This window comes from Roseibium sp. SCP14 (assembly GCF_040329475.1).
In the GTDB taxonomy this organism is placed as follows: Bacteria; Pseudomonadota; Alphaproteobacteria; order Rhizobiales; family Stappiaceae; genus Roseibium.
On record NZ_JBDZYH010000001.1, the window covers coordinates 1,272,517 to 1,287,771 of the forward strand.

General features: G+C 56.6%; 13 protein-coding genes. 9 read left to right on the forward strand and 4 right to left on the reverse strand.

Features of this window, described 5'->3' with window-relative positions; genetic code table 11:
• Nucleotides 1-27: 27 nt before the first annotated feature.
• On the reverse strand, nucleotides 28-969 hold the full coding sequence (gene ubiA, locus ABLQ08_RS05845) for a 4-hydroxybenzoate octaprenyltransferase (protein ID WP_352940178.1): 942 nt from the start codon (nucleotides 967-969) through the stop codon (nucleotides 28-30).
• Between the two features lie 134 nt (nucleotides 970-1,103).
• Here ubiA and ABLQ08_RS05850 point away from each other — a divergent pair, with 134 nt between their 5' ends.
• From ABLQ08_RS05850 to ABLQ08_RS05880, 7 genes are all read left to right on the forward strand, one after another.
• Nucleotides 1,104-1,874: a PEBP family protein gene (locus ABLQ08_RS05850; RefSeq protein WP_352940179.1), complete on the forward strand. Its 771-nt coding sequence runs from the start codon at nucleotides 1,104-1,106 to the stop codon at nucleotides 1,872-1,874.
• 200 nt (nucleotides 1,875-2,074) lie between these two features.
• The gene (purD, locus tag ABLQ08_RS05855; RefSeq protein ID WP_352940180.1) at nucleotides 2,075-3,352 is read left to right on the forward strand and encodes a phosphoribosylamine--glycine ligase; all 1,278 of its coding nucleotides are present in this window, start codon (nucleotides 2,075-2,077) and stop codon (nucleotides 3,350-3,352) included.
• A gap of 82 nt (nucleotides 3,353-3,434) precedes the next feature.
• Nucleotides 3,435-4,340 (forward strand): alpha/beta fold hydrolase, encoded by a 906-nt coding sequence (locus tag ABLQ08_RS05860; protein ID WP_352940181.1) that lies wholly within the window; start codon nucleotides 3,435-3,437, stop codon nucleotides 4,338-4,340.
• 326 nt (nucleotides 4,341-4,666) lie between these two features.
• A complete protein-coding gene (locus ABLQ08_RS05865) occupies nucleotides 4,667-7,798 on the forward strand; it encodes a sensor domain-containing protein (RefSeq protein ID WP_352940182.1) in 3,132 nt (1,043 codons plus the stop codon).
• A 121-nt stretch (nucleotides 7,799-7,919) separates the two neighbouring features.
• On the forward strand, nucleotides 7,920-8,774 hold the full coding sequence (locus ABLQ08_RS05870; protein ID WP_352940183.1) for a patatin-like phospholipase family protein: 855 nt from the start codon (nucleotides 7,920-7,922) through the stop codon (nucleotides 8,772-8,774).
• A gap of 115 nt (nucleotides 8,775-8,889) precedes the next feature.
• Nucleotides 8,890-9,231 carry a hypothetical protein gene (locus ABLQ08_RS05875; RefSeq protein ID WP_352940184.1) on the forward strand — a complete coding sequence of 114 codons (342 nt, stop codon included), beginning with the start codon at nucleotides 8,890-8,892 and terminating at the stop codon, nucleotides 9,229-9,231.
• A 207-nt stretch (nucleotides 9,232-9,438) separates the two neighbouring features.
• Complete coding sequence (locus ABLQ08_RS05880; RefSeq protein WP_352940185.1) at nucleotides 9,439-10,296, forward strand: MBL fold metallo-hydrolase; 858 nt, start codon at nucleotides 9,439-9,441, stop codon at nucleotides 10,294-10,296.
• A gap of 11 nt (nucleotides 10,297-10,307) precedes the next feature.
• Here ABLQ08_RS05880 and rsmD read toward each other — a convergent pair whose 3' ends face one another.
• Both rsmD and ABLQ08_RS05890 read right to left on the reverse strand, forming a co-directional pair.
• Nucleotides 10,308-10,871 carry a 16S rRNA (guanine(966)-N(2))-methyltransferase RsmD gene (gene rsmD, locus ABLQ08_RS05885; RefSeq protein ID WP_352940186.1) on the reverse strand — a complete coding sequence of 188 codons (564 nt, stop codon included), beginning with the start codon at nucleotides 10,869-10,871 and terminating at the stop codon, nucleotides 10,308-10,310.
• On the reverse strand, nucleotides 10,868-12,223 hold the full coding sequence (locus ABLQ08_RS05890) for a pseudouridine synthase (RefSeq protein ID WP_417714891.1): 1,356 nt from the start codon (nucleotides 12,221-12,223) through the stop codon (nucleotides 10,868-10,870). The genes rsmD and ABLQ08_RS05890 overlap by 4 nt, the downstream gene beginning before the upstream one ends.
• Before the next feature lie 191 nt (nucleotides 12,224-12,414).
• Here ABLQ08_RS05890 and ABLQ08_RS05895 point away from each other — a divergent pair, with 191 nt between their 5' ends.
• Nucleotides 12,415-12,867: a nucleoside deaminase gene (locus ABLQ08_RS05895; RefSeq protein WP_352940187.1), complete on the forward strand. Its 453-nt coding sequence runs from the start codon at nucleotides 12,415-12,417 to the stop codon at nucleotides 12,865-12,867.
• Nucleotides 12,868-13,058: 191 nt separating this feature from the next.
• Nucleotides 13,059-14,246: a porin gene (locus ABLQ08_RS05900; RefSeq protein ID WP_352940188.1), complete on the forward strand. Its 1,188-nt coding sequence runs from the start codon at nucleotides 13,059-13,061 to the stop codon at nucleotides 14,244-14,246.
• Nucleotides 14,247-14,334: 88 nt separating this feature from the next.
• Here the strand turns inward: ABLQ08_RS05900 and ABLQ08_RS05905 are convergent, their stop codons facing one another.
• Nucleotides 14,335-15,222, reverse strand: a complete 888-nt coding sequence (locus ABLQ08_RS05905) for an alpha/beta hydrolase (RefSeq protein WP_352940189.1) — start codon at nucleotides 15,220-15,222, stop codon at nucleotides 14,335-14,337.
• Nucleotides 15,223-15,255 lie beyond the last annotated feature (33 nt).

Below are 15,255 nucleotides of genomic sequence, written 5' to 3' on the forward strand. Positions count from 1 at the left end.
CGGAAGCCGGGCATACGTTGCAGCCCGCTAACCGGACACCAAAGCATCCAGAACAAATCCTGCAAAAAGGATCCAGCCGTAGGCAGTGTTGGACCGGAACAGCTTGAGACATTGGTCGCCGTCATCAATGTCCAGGACAATTACCTGCCAGCCCAGGTGAATGATGCCCAGAAAGATCCCCGCAAAGGCGGCCGGGCCGGCATCTGCCAACGTGGCCGAGATCGTGAACAGGATCGTGGCCGCGCTGTAGAGCAGGATGAGCGCCGGTTTCGTGCGATCGCCAAACAGGCGCGCGGTCGATTTGACCCCGACCAGCGCATCGTCTTCCTTGTCCTGATGCGCGTAGATCGTGTCGTAGCCGATGGTCCAGCAGATCCCGCCGACATAAAGAAGGATCGGCGACCAGGACAGCGAACCGAATTCGGCTGCCCACCCCATGAGAGCGCCCCAGGAAAAGGCAAATCCCAGAAACAGCTGCGGCCAGTTGGTGAAGCGCTTCATGAATGGGTAGATGGCAACCGGTACAAGTGAGACGATGCCCAGAACAATGGTAAAGGTGTTGAACTGCAGCAGAACCGCCAGGCCGACCAATGCCTGCAGCACCAGAAAGACTTTCGCCTGGAATTTCGTCACCTGACCAGCAGGAATGGGCCTGGAACGTGTCCGCTCAACCTTGGAGTCGATATCGACATCCACAAGATCGTTGTAAGTACATCCCGCCCCGCGCATTGCCACCGCGCCAATGAAGAACAGAACAAGGTGCCAGGGATTCGGCCAACTGTTACCTGCAGCGATGGCCGCCAAGGCTGCGGACCACCAACATGGCCATAACAAGAGCCACCAGCCGATGGGCCTTTCCCAGCGGGCCAATCGGGCATAGGGGCGCAAACTGGCCGGCAGCCGAGTGTCGACCCAATGCCGCTTGACCGCATCAGCAACCGGTCCTGTATCCTTGGTGGAAAAAAACATCTAACTGCCTGCCCGAACCTTGTCCAGGCGCTCCTGCGTCGCCTCTTTCGTGGTTGTTCTACCGACAATTAAGATGAATTTCATCCTGCAAATGGCCATAGTGCCGATGCCTCGGGCCAGGACAGGAGCAAATAGTGAGTTTCTCCCCAAAACACGTAACTGCAGTTCTTCTCGCAATTGCCATGGGATTTTCAGCCGCACCGGCAGCTTCCTTCGCCCAAAAACCGCCGCCTTCGCCAGACGGTAAAGCCCCGCCGCCGCCGCCCGGCGGCAAAGGCCCGGACCTGAATGAAAGCAAGATCGACTCAAAGGGCGCACACGCCGTTCTCGGTGAAGTCTGGGTCGACAACTGGTTCAAGCTTTACATCAACGGAAAGCCGTTGATTGAAGATAGCATCTCAATCAGAACGGAGCGTTCCTTCAATGCCGAACGATTTGAATTCAAAACAGACTACCCAATGACCATAGCCTTCGAGTTTCGTGATTTCATGCAGGATGAAACGGGACTCGAGTACATTGGAACACGGCGTCAACAGATGGGAGATGGCGGTGCGATCGCTCAGTTCAGGGACCTCACAAGCGGTGATCTTCTGACGGCCTCCGGCTCAGATTGGCGATGCATTACAGTGCAGACCGCCCCAGCAGACAATTCTTGCGAACGCGAACGAAATCCTGACGTTTCAATGGCCAATTGCTCGCAAACCAGGACAGAGGTTCCGGACGACTGGATGGCGCCATCCTTCGATGACAGCTCCTGGCCAAAGGCAAGCGTTCACAGCGCACGCGACGTCCGCCCCAAAGACGGATTTGACCGGATATCCTGGGACAAGTCCGCCAAACTGATCTGGGGACCGGATCTTCAGAAGGACAATATCGTTTATTGCCGCGCGGTGGTCAGCGGATAGCAAAGCCGCAAAAAAACTGGCAACGGACCTGAAATCTCTCATTTCGTCCGCTTTTCCAGCCGCAATACAGGCTCTGGCAGGCTTCCTTCGATTGCGACCAGGAGATCGCCGTGATAGACCGCGCGGCATCATGGCTTGCTTGCGGACATGGCCGGAAGCCGGCTGCATTGCGTCAACTTTCTTCAAGAGACTGGCAATTCATGAATCTCCTCCTAATCGGATCCGGTGGCCGCGAACACGCACTCGCCTGGGCTTTGGCGAAATCTCCGAATTTGAGCAAGCTCTATGCCGCACCCGGCAACGCGGGAATCGCAAAAGTTGCCGAACTCTGCGACCTGGATGTTGCGAATCATGAGGCCGTGATCGCGTTCTGCCGCTCCAACAACATTGATCTGGTGGTGGTCGGCCCGGAAGCTCCACTGGTTGCCGGTCTGGTTGATGACCTGAATGCGGCCGGAATCAAGGCTTTCGGCCCGACAAGAGCGGCCGCACAGCTGGAAGGCTCAAAGGCCTTTACCAAAGGTGTTTGCGATGAAGCCAACATTCCAACGGCAGGCTATGGCCGGTTCGACAACAAGGACGACGCACTCGGCTATGTTCGGGAGAAAGGCGCCCCGATCGTCGTCAAGGCCGACGGCTTGGCCGCAGGCAAGGGCGTTGTCGTTGCGTTGACGCAAGCAGAAGCCGAAGACGCCGTCACCGCCTGTTTCGAAGGATCTTTCGGTGAAGCGGGTGCCGAAGTCGTCATCGAAGAGTTTCTTGAAGGCGAAGAGGCCAGCTTCTTCGTGCTCTCCGATGGAAAGAATGCGCTTCCACTCGCGACCGCCCAGGATCACAAACGGGCATTCGACGGTGACGAAGGCCCCAATACCGGAGGCATGGGCGCCTACTCGCCTGCACCGGTCATGACCGACGCTCTGGTTGCCGACGTCATGAAGAGGATCATCGAACCGACGATCGAAACGCTCGCAAGGCGGGGCACTCCGTTCCAGGGTGTTCTTTATGCCGGTCTGATGATCACCAAAGACGGACCGAAACTGATTGAATACAACACACGCTTTGGCGACCCGGAGTGCCAGGTCCTCGTAATGCGTCTGGAGAGCGATCTTCTGGACCTTCTGCAGGCAAGCGTGAAAGGCACCCTGGATCAAGTGTCCGCTTCGTGGCGGCCGGAAGCAGCCCTTACTGTGGTCATGGCCGCAGATGGTTATCCTGGAAGCTATGAAAAGGGAAGCGAAATCAAAGGACTGGACCCACTTAGCTCTGAAGGACTGGAAGTTTTTCACGCCGGAACGAAGGGCGACAATGAACGGGTTCTGGCGAATGGTGGACGTGTTCTCAATGTCACCGCGCTTGGTGACAATGTCGGTGAAGCAAGAGCGGCCGCGTATGAGGCTGTTGCAAAAATCGATTGGCCGGAAGGTTTTTGCCGAAGCGACATCGGCTGGAGGGCAATCGCACGAGAGAGTGAAAGCTGATCCCTTCTTTCGGCCAATTGGGAACGCCCCTCCAATTTGCTAACCAGCTGTTCTGGGAACCTGAACTGTTCGGGAGGCGAGAATGAAAGAGGCTAAGCCGGATCTTTACCCGGGGTTTGACAGCTTGACGGTGGACACCGGGGACGTCCAGCTGTTCTGCCGAACAGGCGGAACCGGTCCCGCGCTTCTGTTGTTGCACGGCTATCCGCAATCCAACGAGATCTGGCATAAGATTGCTCCGAGGCTTGCAAATCATTTCACGCTGATAATTCCGGACCTGCCAGGATATGGCAGGTCTTCTGTTCCACCATTGAGTTCAGACCACCTGGCTTACTCAAAGAGAGCCATGGCGCGAAACATGGTCGAACTGATGCGGCAGCTGGGACACAACAGATTTTATGTTGCAGGTCATGATCGTGGTGGACGGGTCGGATATCGCATGGCATTCGACCATCCCGAAACAGTAAAACGGCTCGCGGTTCTGGATATCTTGCCGACCTCCGACTATTGGGACAGGTTGGACCGGACATTCGGCCTGAAGATTTATCACTGGTTGTTTCTTGCCCAGCCGGCCCCTTACCCCGAAATGCTCATCTCTGCTTCGCCGATCGATTTTCTGGAGCACACGCTGTCAAGCTGGACGGGCAACAAGAATCTGAACTGCTTTTCGGAGGGAGCCCTGGCCCATAACCGCGACTGGTTCTGCGACCGAGACCGGATTGCGGCAACGTGCGAGGACTATCGTGCCGGTGCGACCGTCGACTATGAGCATGACAAAGCCGATCGTGACGCCGGAAACAGGATCAAGGCTCCCGTGCTCGCCCTATGGGGCGACAAAGGCATTGCAAGCAGCGTGGACGACCCGCTGGCGATCTGGCGCAACTGGTGCTCTGACGTGAGCGGCAAGTCTCTGGAGTGTGGCCATTTTCTGCCTGAAGAAGCTCCAGATGACACGTGCAATGCGTTGCTGGATTTCTTTGCGTCCTGAAAAATCTACTTTTGAAGTATTCTTAATTTCAACCGATGCACCCGGTCCGAATTCTTGGAAATCATCAAGATCAGCTGTTCTTCCCCAGTCTGATCGGCCCTTAATCTTAATGCTCTTTAAGAAACCGATTCAACACAATTTAAGAAATTCAAGTTATTGAGAAAATTGGCAAAGAGCGGTTAGCAGTCGATTTCCACTTTCGAGTGTCAAAACATGGACAATCAACCCTTCTTGCCGGTCAGAAAGCAGCGTCGGCTGTCGGGGCATGGGTGCAAAGTGTGGGCAAGAAAAATCTAGGAGATAAAGGCGGTCTGAGGAGAGGCAAATTGCGCCTCACCAGTCTTGACGCTTTCCTGGACCGCGCCCTCAACCGCTGGCGTGCCGACGACACTCAGTTCGAAAAACCGCTTCGTATGGTTTTTCTGTCATTCCTGTGTCTGACAGTGTTTGTTCTTACCGTCCAGAACATTGTCTCCGAATACCGAAACCTGAACGAGCCGCAAAACCTGATTGCCGCTACTGCCGAGCGTTTGCTGATGCAGCAGAGTGCTCTCGGCTCCGAAACGCTCGACCAGGTCGCTGACAACATAAGCGAAAATGCAACGTTGCAGAGCGCCATACGACGGGGAGATCTTTCAAAAATCAGAAAGGTTGCCGACGGTGTATTTGCCAAGAAGTCCGGAGCCCTCGATATTTCCGAGTTCGCGATCTATTCCGCGAACCAGAACCTGCTCTACAGGGCGAAGGGCGCGACCGTCTCCAGCCTGTCCGATCCGGCCCATCAGGAAGATTTGCCTGCCAGTCTTTTCAGCAAGTCCAATGGCATTGAACTCGACGAGAATAACAAGGTCGTTCTCAGCGTCTTGCGGCCCTGGTTTGCGGAAGGGCAACTTCTCGGATATCTGAAACTTTCGATCGATATCGAGCGATCTCTTGCGCTGGCAAGTTCCGCGGTAAACGCCCAGATCGTCAAGATTTGCGAAATCACCGACACCGGCGCTCTGAATTCCGGAGCCAGCAGGTACAAGGTGATCGGCGAACTGGGACCCGCCGGCTTCAAGTTCGATGCGCTTAATGCAAAAACCGCGGGCATAGAGGAACTAAACCGGTTCTACCTGCAGAACGGCAAAGTCTTCATGATCCGGGACCTGCCGATCCTGGCCGGCAAGAGAGACCAGCAAATCAAGCTGGTTCTGGTCAAAGACATATCCGAAAATGTCTGGGCCTTTTTGCAAGGTACGTTGTTTTCGCTGATTGCCGGTTTTGGATTGGCGTCCCTGTCCTGGCTTGTCATCCGGCGCCTTCTGGCCAGACTTCAGTCCTCCGTCCAGCTGCAACGTGAGCGGTTGGAAGCGGAAGTAGTCGAATATACAAACAAGCTGGAGCACAACGCAGTTCAGCTGCTTGAAGCACAGCGCATTGCAAGCGTCGGCAGCTGGGAACGCGACATAGAGACGAACGAGGTGCACTGTACTGAAGAGTACTTCCGCATCATGAACATTTCGCCTGATCTTACTTCGGCGGAAATCATTGAGAAAGTTTACGAGCGGATACCTGCGCACGAACTTCAGGCGACCAAGATGATGGTTCGCAATGCCGTTGAGAGCTGCGGAGAGTTTGATTTCGAGCATTCCCTCATGCTGGACAAGGAGACGCTTAGGTTCTTGCACGTGCGCGGCTACGTGCTGCCCGGACCGGAAGGCAAAGCCCGGAAAGTCATCGGCACGATCCATGACATTACCGATCGCGTCAAGGCGGAGCAACAGAGCAAGCTGTTGGCCAATATCCTGGAATCGTCCCTAAACGAGATCTACATCCTGAACGCCGAAACCTTTCAGATCGAGTACGCAAACAAATGCGCACTCAAGAACCTCGGCTACGATATCGACGAGCTCAAGTCACAGCGCATCTGGGACATCAATCCTGTTTATGACCAGGACAAGGTACAGCGGAACGTCAAGCCGTTGCTGAGCGGCAAGAGGGACAGCCTCACGGTTGAAAGCCTTCATCGGCGCAAGGATGGCAGCGAATATCCAGTCGATCTGCAGGTCCAGCTGTTGAAAGATCACGATCGCAATCTCTTTGTCGCCATCGCCAATGATGTGTCGGAACGTGTGCAACGGGAGACGGAAACCCGCGAAGCCAAGGTACGAGCCGAACGTCTTGCCTATTTCGATCCGCTCACCAAGCTTTCCAATCGCGCTGGTTGTCAGCGGGATGCCAAGGAGCGCTTTGCACGTGCGGAAAAACCGGCATTCCTCGTTCATGTCGACATGGACAATTTCAAGCGGGTCAACGACACGCTCGGACACCTTGCGGGTGACCATTGCCTTGAAGAAACAGGCCGTAGGCTCCGGGAAGTGTCTCGTGGCCTCGGCACCCCTTATCGCTGGGGCGGCGATGAGTTTGTCATCATCGCGGACAGCAATCACTCCGACCCGAACGAGTTATGCGAGCGAGCGCGGCGGCTCATGCGCATGCCGATGGAGTTCAGCGGAAATCGCTTCTGGCCAACTGTGAGCATGGGTATTGCACTGTGCCCGGAGGACGCCGAAGACTTTGATACCTTGCTGGTGAATGCCGATCTGGCACTCTACCAATCCAAGGAAAACGGCAAGGACCGTCTGACGTTCTACAAGCCGGACATGAAGGCCGACAGCGAGACGGAAGCCCAGGTCGAGCGCGAGCTTAACCAGGCGATCAAGAACGATCAGTTCTTCCTTGTCTTCCAACCGCAGGTGAACCTTCGCTCACAGACGGTCACCGGCATCGAAGCGCTCATTCGATGGGATCACCCGGAAAAAGGCATCATCGCTCCCGGTGACTTCCTGCCGATCGTTGAAAAATCCAATCTCGCACCGCTCATCGGCGAACTCGTCATCGACAAATCGCTGGCTGCCGCCCGGAGTTGGCTGGATGCCGGCCTTGAATTCGGCCGCGTCTCGGTGAACATTTCACCTTCGCATCTTGCCTCCGGAATGCTGGTCGAGCATTTCAAGGCGGGTATGCAAAAATACGAAATAGACCCGGACAGAATTACTGCGGAAGTTCTGGAATCGGTGTTTCTGAACGACACTCCTGCCGGTCATCTGACCACACTCAGAGAGCTCTTCGAGCTTGGCGTTCATATCGAGCTGGACGACTTCGGCACCGGATATGCCTCCTTGACCCACGTTGCGGACCTTCCGATCAACGGGCTGAAAATCGACCGTTCCTTTACCAGGCAAATGCTCGACGATCCCAAGAAGGAAGCCGTGGTCAATCAACTCATTCATCTGGCTCGCTCGCTCAACATCGGCGTTGTGTGCGAAGGCGTCGAGACCGAAGCGCAATATGACCGCTTACGCATGATGGGTGACTTCTCCATTCAGGGGTATCTGATTTCGAAGCCGATGACATTTGAGCAGGCAACGGAATGGATGTCCGAGTCCGCCGATGATCTCTATTTTGTCATTTAGGCAGACCGGCTGAACTTCTTCCGACGGTAGAATGCCCCCTTCCGCGTCACCCTGACGCTTGGCAAAAGGCTATTCGCCCCCCATCTGCCAGAATGTGTATGTCAATCGGGATGCAACTCAGATGACTTCTGGTCCTACTTCATCGCCACGTATCGGATTGGCTCTCGGTGGTGGCGGCGCGCGGGGACTTGCGCATATTCCGGTTCTCGAAGCACTGGATGATCTCGGCTTGAGACCGACGAAAATCGCCGGAACTTCCATCGGCGCGATATTGGGAGCTGCCTACGCCAGTGGCCGCAGCGGCCAGGACATCCGTGAGATTGTTCTGGAAATCTTTGCCGACAACAACAGCGTTCTTTCAAGACTGTGGCAGCTCCGGCCGAAGCGATTTGCCGACATGTTCCGCTCAGGCCCTGTTCAATTCGATCCGCTGCGCGTTCTGGAAGTTTTCATTTCGGAATACCTGCCGGACAGGTTCGAGGATCTGGAAATCCCCTTGCGATTGCTGGCAACCGATTTTTATGGCTGCCAGGAGGTGGATTTCGAGTCCGGCCCGTTGCTTCCGGCCATTGCTGCTTCCATTGCCATCCCGGCACTTTTCCGTCCGGTCCGCCACGGCGATCGGTTCCTGATCGATGGTGGTGTCGTCAATCCACTTCCCTTTGACGGCCTTCGCGATTGTTGTGACATCGTCATCGCCGTCGATGTTGTCGGCGTTCCCGTACCGCGCAAGGAGCGGGAAGACATCAACATGCTGGATTCCCTGTTTGGTTCATCCCAGATCCTCATGCAGACGATTACAACCCAGAAGCTCAAAATCGATCAGCCGGACATTCTGGTCCGTCCTCCTCACGATACGATCCGGGTCCTTGATTTCATGAAGGCAGAACGGATCCTGGACCAGGCCGAGCCTTTGAGGGCATCGACCAAAGAACAGCTGGCTGCAGTTCTCGAGAAAACCAAGGAACTTACTTAATTTCAGCATGGGCACTTTTGACTATGCCGCCCTTGTTTATTTCACACTTTCTCGAACTTAATAATGCATTAATAAAATCGCTAAATACTTTTCCTTGATTTTAAGGAGAAGACCGATGGGGCTATCGGATCCAACAGACTCAGAAACCTGTCCTGTTTCGGATAATCATCTTGAACGGCTGTTGAGCGCCACCTGCAATGCCGTGTCAGACGTGAGCGGTCAGTTGAGCGAGAACCAGCGCGCGGCGCTGGCGGTTTATTGCTACAAGCGTTCCCACTTGCGCCGGCTCGGACTTTCCCTTGCCGCGCTTTGCACGCCACAAAGCCTGTCGATGGAAGCCGGTTATGCCGGTGAGCTGATACATGCCCAGGCCATGCGGGCCGGCAATTCGACCGACGGCACCTCGGACAATCTGACCAAAGGAGGCAAGGCCCCCGTCAGCCTTCACCTGGTTTAGACAATTCATCCCGGGGCTGGTTCTTCCTCCCACCCGCCCCCACCTCTGGCAACCGCCTTCGCAGATCCACTGCGCGAGCCGGTTGCCGTTTTCTTTGCTGAAACGATCCAGCGCTGCATTCACTTGCAGGAAACGCAGAAGCCGCTTGCCGTGGATGCTCATCCCCCTACACTTAACATCATGCGACGAGAACAGGGATCGGGCGCCATGGATCGAGATGTTTTGGCAATGCGACGTTTCTTCAAACCGATCCTTCGGATCGGACCTCTAGCGATTGCAGTCATTTGGGTCGCGATCCTGTCCGTTTTCGCTCCTCCGGCATTCGCCATCTGTCAGCTTGTCGCCGATGCTCCTCATAAGACGGCACCAGGTGCAGCGCGTGTCTGGCAAGCGTCCCTCGCAGCAGGTGAAGTCCAGATCCGTTATATCGGGCACTCGACGTTTGAACTCGAAACACCCAAGGGCGTGCGCATCGCAACTGATTACAACGACAGCGTCCGTCCGTTCCTGCCTCCGACGGTCGCAACCATGAACGGTGCACATAGCACGCACTTTTCAATGAACCCCGACCCGGAAATCGAGCATCTGCTGTATGGCTGGAACCCGCAAGGCGGCCCTATCGATCACGAACTGACAGTTGAAGACGTCCACATCCGAAACATTCAGACCAACATCCGTGGTTGGGATGGCGAGACCCGCAGATTGGGCAACTCCATTTTCATCTTCGAAGTGGGTGACCTGTGCATTGCCCATCTGGGGCACCTTCACCATCGGCTTACCCAGGAAGACCTGACCCGACTTGGCCAGATTGATGTCGTATTCGCAGCGATCGACAATTCAACGACCCTGCGCCTGGACAGTCTCATGGATGTCCTCGACAGCATCGGTCCGGCACTGGTTATTCCAATGCACTTTCACTTCTCCGGCGCCTTACAGGCTTTTCTGGGACGCGCGAGCGAAGCCGGATACGAGATCGTGCAGGCGGAAACACCGAAACTGGTGGTCAGCCGGTCCAGCCTGCCGCTCAAGAAGACTGCTTACATCATGATGCCTGGCGGCGCGTAGCTGCCGCCGGATTAACCGGCAGATCCGTATCTGAAGAAAACCACCTGACTATCGCCAGCATGACGCCGGTCGAGTTCCTCAAACCCGTCAGGCACTTCGATTTCAGAAGAGGCGCGTTCTTCCAGAATGCAGATTGCTCCGGGTTTCAGCCACTCGCCCGATGCAGCGGACGACAGCGCCTTTTCACCTAACCCCTTGCCATAGGGAGGATCGGCAAACACCAGATCGAATGCCTCAATCGTTCCTGACGCTCCAAGGCGGGTTGCATCCCTGCGAAAGATTTTCGCCGCGCCGTTCAAGCCGAGCGTTTCCATGTTACGCCTGATGACGCCACGAGCTTCCGCACCTTCTTCGATAAAAGTGCAGTGACGCGCCCCGCGACTGATCGCTTCAAAGCCCAGCGCACCTGTACCGGCGAACAGATCCAGCACCCGAAGGCCGTCCAGATCGACATCCAGACCATGCGCGAGAATGTTGAAAATCGTCTCGCGCAGCCGATCGCTTGTCGGCCGTGTTCCCTGCGACTTCGGAGTGGCCAAAGCCGCCCCCTTGAAGCGTCCGGCAACAATTCTCACGAACGATCACCGCCGCGAGGACCACGACCGCCCTTTGGCGGACCGTCACGACCTTTTCGGTCGCGCCCATTACGGTTTTCCTGCTGCTTGTCGTCCATCAGGCCGTCTTCGCCCCAGATCCGGCGTTTCCGCGGTGCAGGGGCTTCCTCGCTGTAGTCCTTGCGCAACCTGGGTTCGGAAGTCATCCGGAACTGGGAACGCGGCGAGACCTTTTCCCGTCTGGGACCTGCGTTCTTGCGCTTGCTCTTCTTCTCATCCGTGCGGTCGGACTTGGCCGCCTTGCGCCGGTCGGTTTCCGACTTTCCTTCCCGAGCCGTCAGCCACTTGCCCTGGCCGCCTTCCCGGTTGCCCGGCTTGCTACCGCGTTTCGAGGTGGAAGTTTTCTTTTCTTCCTCCTGCTTGGGCTGGTGGAAGATCGGGGCATCAAAATCCGCACCGGCCTCTTCCGCAAGGGCTTCGCCAAGCTGATCGCGCAGAACCCGGCCGCGGATTTCGCGAACGTCATTTTCCGGCAGATCCATGAGCTGGAACGGGCCATAGGAAACTCGGATCAGTCGGTTCACCGCCAGGCCCAGGTGCTCCAGGACACGCTTGACTTCACGGTTCTTGCCTTCACGCAGGCCAACCGTCATCCAAACGTTGCCACCCTGCTCCTTGTCGAGCGTTGCTTCGATCGCACCGTAAAGAACGCCTTCGATGGCGACACCTTCCTTCAGCCCGTCGAGATCTGCCTGGGTTACTTTACCAAAGGCACGTACCCGGTAACGGCGCAACCAGCCGGTGGAAGGCAGCTCAAGCACACGTGCCAGTCCGCCGTCATTGGTGAGCAGCAACAGGCCTTCGGTGTTGATGTCCAGCCGTCCGACCGTGAGAACGCGGGGCAATTCGTCCGGTAATCTATCGAAAACCGTCGGCCTTCCTTCCGGGTCCTTGTTGGTGGTCACCAGACCGCGCGGCTTGTGATAGAGCCACAGCCGCGTGCGTTCACGGGTCGGCAAAGGCTTGCCATCGACCAGAACCTTGTCGTTCGGCGTCACGGTGATCGCAGGCGTCGTCAACACCTTGCCGTTCAGTTCCACCCGACCGTTCTCCACCCATGTTTCGGCTTCCCGGCGGGAACACAGTCCGGCGCGCGCCATCACCTTGGCGATCCGCTCACCGCGATCGGCCGTATCGTCGGAAGCACGCGCAGCAGAAACTGAAGCAGCCTTCTGGACAGATTTCTCTGCAGTCTTCGGATCTGCCCTGCGGGCGCCCTTGGGTGCCGCGCGTCGTTTGTCCGTTGCGCGATTGTCGCCTCTCCGGTCTCTTGAGGGACCGGGGCGCTTGGAGGGTGTTTTTCGTGTCGTCATGAGCGCGTCATAGCAGAGCCTGACCGTTTCGGGAATCGCTTGTTGCCACCATTTTCTGCAAAGGCGCCCATTTGTGAATGCATAGCTGTCGATTAGCGTCTATTTTGCCCGCCGAAGAATGGACTGCATCGTTTGCGGTGACAACACGGATCAAACTTATCAACGTACTGAAATCAATGACCTTGCCACCTATGGATAAGACCCGGACATCGTTCATGGACCTCGCCCTCGAGGAAGCCGAAAAGGCTGCCGAGCGTGGCGAGGTTCCTGTGGGTGCTGTTCTGGTGAAAGAAGGCGAAGTGCTGGCGCGCGACGGCAACAGAACTCTGGAATTGAATGATCCAACCGCCCATGCGGAAATCCTGGTGGTGCGAACAGCTTGCGAAAAACTCGGTTCTCAACGTCTTCCGGACTGCGATCTTTACGTGACCCTGGAACCTTGCCCGATGTGCACCGCGGCCATTTCCTTCGCTCGCATCCGGCGGCTTTATTATGGGGCAGGCGATGAAAAAGGCGGTGCGGTGGACCACGGTGTCCGGTTCTTCGGTCAATCGACCTGTCATCACGCACCCGAAGTCTACTCCGGTTTCGGCGAGAGCCGCGCCGCGCAGATGCTGAAATCCTTTTTCCAGGCGAAGCGATAGACCTGTTCAGCCCGGAGAGAACAAGCTGTCCGAACAGGCCGCAGCATCCGGAAAAATACTGCGTGGCACAAACGCAACATAGGGCGCGAATTGCACCGCGCGAGCAATTTTAGATTGTTTTGGATATCCAAATTGGCGGCGAACACCTGCATATTGATCAAGGGGGTAATTGCGCATTTTCGGAGTATCAAATGACTCGTTTTGCTGTTCTCGGGGCACTTGCCGGTCTCGTCGTCGCCGCCAACCCGGCTCAGGCCGCTGACTTGCCGGTAGCGCCTGAGCCCGTCGATTACGTTCGCATCTGCGACGCCTATGGCGCGCGTTTCTATTACATTCCAGGCACAGAGACCTGCCTGCGCGTAGGTGGCCGGGTACGGACCGAATTCCGCGTTCGCAATTTCGGCGATGCGCCGAACGCCTGGGGCGACCGTGACACCGACGGCTACCAGTGGCGGGCCCGCGGATATCTTTACCTAGATGCACGCACAGCGACCGAATTCGGCACACTGCGCAGCTTCATCGAGATGTATGGCACTGCGACAAATGACGACAACACGTCATTCACCATGGACAAGGCCTACATCCAGTGGGGTGGATTGCTGGCAGGCCGTAACAGCTCGAACTTCGATTTCTTCACCGGCTACTCCTACAACGCCCAAATCGAGAGCTACAGCGACGCGACCCTCGAGCAGGCAGCGTACACATTTGCATTCGGCAACGGTTTCAATGCAACGATTGCCGTTGAAGACCGCTCGGGCCGTGAAACAAGCCTCGGTCTCAACAACGGGACACAGCCATATGGCGGCACCCGCATGCCGGACTTTGTCGCAGCGCTCGGTGTGAACCAGGGTTGGGGTGAAGCCCAGGTCATGGGCGCCATCCACCAGGTCTATCCGAATGCAACCTATAACGGCATCACCGGCGGTTCCGAGGACGAACTTGGCTGGGCAATCGGCGGCGGTGTCGAATTCCTTTTCGGCGGGCTTGCCAATGGTGGCAGTGTTGCCTTGCAGGCAGTCTACACGGACGGTGCAAGCGCCTACGGTTCCACCGGCTGGGACAGCCGCATCACCGATGCCGTGTGGAACGGAAGCAGCACCAAGACAACCAAGACCTGGAACGTCTTCGGTGGCATCAATCTCGGTCTTACCAGCACGATCGAAGCCAATATCGAAGGTGGCTATCACAATGTTGATGGCGGCACGAGCGCATACGACTTCACTCAGTGGGATGCGACCGGCAACATCGTTTGGGAACCTGTCTCCGGCTTCATCATGGGACCGGAACTGCAGTACCGGAGCGTCGATTTCAACAGCACCTCCGGTTTGAGCGACACGTCCGAGATCTACGGCACTTTCCGCCTCCAGCGCACATTCTGATTGAGGCGCACCTCAAAAACGAAAAGTCCCGGGTTATCCACTCCGGGGCTTTTTTGCTTCTGAAACGCCGTTGGCTCTATAGCGGAGGTCAGGACGCCGGACTATCCGCGCCTGTTTCATTCCATTTCTTCAGCACCGCCTGCCAAAGACCGTTCGTCCAGAGGTCACTGTGTCCTACCCCTTCAACGATCAGAAGTTCCTTGGGGTCTGGCGCGCGCTCGAACAGCCGGCGTCCATGTTCGACGGGGATGACCCGGTCGGCCGTGCCGTGAATGATCAAAACCGGTGCGTTCACATCACCAATGCGCTCACGGGTCGGCATCTGGTCTTTCATGAGCAAGTTGACCGGTAACCAGGGATACTGCTCAAAGGCCATATCGACCAGAGCAGTATATGGCGCTTCAAGCACCAGCAGATTCGCGTCGGGGCGCTGCGCTGCAACCGCGGTGGCAATACCGGTTCCCAGGCTTTCTCCGTGAACAATGACCGGCCCACCCACAGCCGTGACCTTGTCGAAATGCTCCAGTGCATCGGAAATTATCGCAGCTTCGGACGGGCTGCCTTCGCTGCCGGCATAGCCGCGGTGGCTTGGTGCATAGAGGCCGAAACCGCTGTCGAGGATCTGCTTGAATCTCTTCCAACGCGTTGAGACATTGCCCGAATTACCGTGAAAATAGAGCACTGTCGGTGCACCGGCTTGTGCCGGCTGTGCCGTCCAGACGGTTATGCTGGTGCCATCCGCCATCTTGACGGTTTCGACCGCGACGTTTTCCAGTCCTTTTTCCTCAGGCGCCGCCAACTCGCCGCTCGGGACGAAAACGAAGCCGCGCTGGTTGAGATACATGTAGGACGCGGCCAGGACATAGAAGACGGCGACCACCGCAACGAGACTGAAGAGGAACTTCCTTGTCCGGGGCCAGAACCCCTTGGAACCGTTTGCCGTGGTGCCCCTGTTTCCTGTTTCGGTCTCGGCCATTCCGCGCTCCCTACGTTCTTATCTGGCTCTTGT